The sequence below is a fragment of the Vreelandella sp. 2A-K22 genome, from assembly GCF_054065485.1.
The window spans coordinates 1-1,594 of the sequence record NZ_JBSUGC010000037.1 but is presented as its reverse complement, the minus strand read 5'-3'; the positions used below and the strand labels follow the sequence as shown (position 1 = coordinate 1,594).

At 55.0% G+C, this 1,594-nt stretch carries 1 rRNA gene; it reads right to left on the bottom strand.

What is annotated here, in order from left to right:
• Positions 1–51 precede the first annotated feature (51 nt).
• Positions 52–1,584, bottom strand: a 16S ribosomal RNA gene (locus ACW17M_RS24055).
• Positions 1,585–1,594 lie beyond the last annotated feature (10 nt).

Here is a 1,594-nt window from a genome sequence, read left to right as displayed (position 1 = left end):
TATCTGATCAGGTAATTCATTGTGGACGCTTACCGACTGTGACGCATCGTTTAAGGAGGTGATCCAGCCGCAGGTTCCCCTACGGCTACCTTGTTACGACTTCACCCCAGTCATGAACCACACCGTGGTGATCGCCCTCTTGCGTTAGGCTAACCACTTCTGGTGCAGTCCACTCCCATGGTGTGACGGGCGGTGTGTACAAGGCCCGGGAACGTATTCACCGTGACATTCTGATTCACGATTACTAGCGATTCCGACTTCACGGAGTCGAGTTGCAGACTCCGATCCGGACTGAGACCGGCTTTAAGGGATTCGCTGACTCTCGCGAGCTCGCAGCCCTTTGTACCGGCCATTGTAGCACGTGTGTAGCCCTACCCGTAAGGGCCATGATGACTTGACGTCGTCCCCACCTTCCTCCGGTTTGTCACCGGCAGTCTCCTTAGAGTTCCCGACATTACTCGCTGGCAAATAAGGACAAGGGTTGCGCTCGTTACGGGACTTAACCCAACATTTCACAACACGAGCTGACGACAGCCATGCAGCACCTGTCTTACAGTTCCCGAAGGCACACCAGAATCTCTTCCGGCTTCTGTAGATGTCAAGGGTAGGTAAGGTTCTTCGCGTTGCATCGAATTAAACCACATGCTCCACCGCTTGTGCGGGCCCCCGTCAATTCATTTGAGTTTTAACCTTGCGGCCGTACTCCCCAGGCGGTCGACTTATCGCGTTAACTTCGCCACAAAGTGCTCTAGGCACCCAACGGCTGGTCGACATCGTTTACGGCGTGGACTACCAGGGTATCTAATCCTGTTTGCTACCCACGCTTTCGCACCTCAGTGTCAGTGTCAGTCCAGAAGGCCGCCTTCGCCACTGGTATTCCTCCCGATCTCTACGCATTTCACCGCTACACCGGGAATTCTACCTTCCTCTCCTGCACTCTAGCCTGACAGTTCCGGATGCCGTTCCCAGGTTGAGCCCGGGGCTTTCACAACCGGCTTATCAAGCCACCTACGCGCGCTTTACGCCCAGTAATTCCGATTAACGCTTGCACCCTCCGTATTACCGCGGCTGCTGGCACGGAGTTAGCCGGTGCTTCTTCTGCGAGTGATGTCTTTCCTACCGGGTATTAACCGATAGGCGTTCTTCCTCGCTGAAAGTGCTTTACAACCCGAGGGCCTTCTTCACACACGCGGCATGGCTGGATCAGGGTTGCCCCCATTGTCCAATATTCCCCACTGCTGCCTCCCGTAGGAGTTCGGGCCGTGTCTCAGTCCCGATGTGGCTGATCATCCTCTCAGACCAGCTACGGATCGTTGCCTTGGTAAGCCATTACCTTACCAACTAGCTAATCCGACATAGGCTCATCCAATAGCGGGAGCCGAAGCCCCCTTTCTCCCGTAGGACGTATGCGGTATTAGCCTGGGTTTCCCCAGGTTATCCCCCACTATCGGGCAGATTCCTATGCATTACTCACCCGTCCGCCGCTCGTCAGCGGGTAGCAAGCTACCCCTGTTACCGCTCGACTTGCATGTGTTAGGCCTGCCGCCAGCGTTCAATCTGAGCCATGATCAAACTCTTCAGTTTAAGATCTATG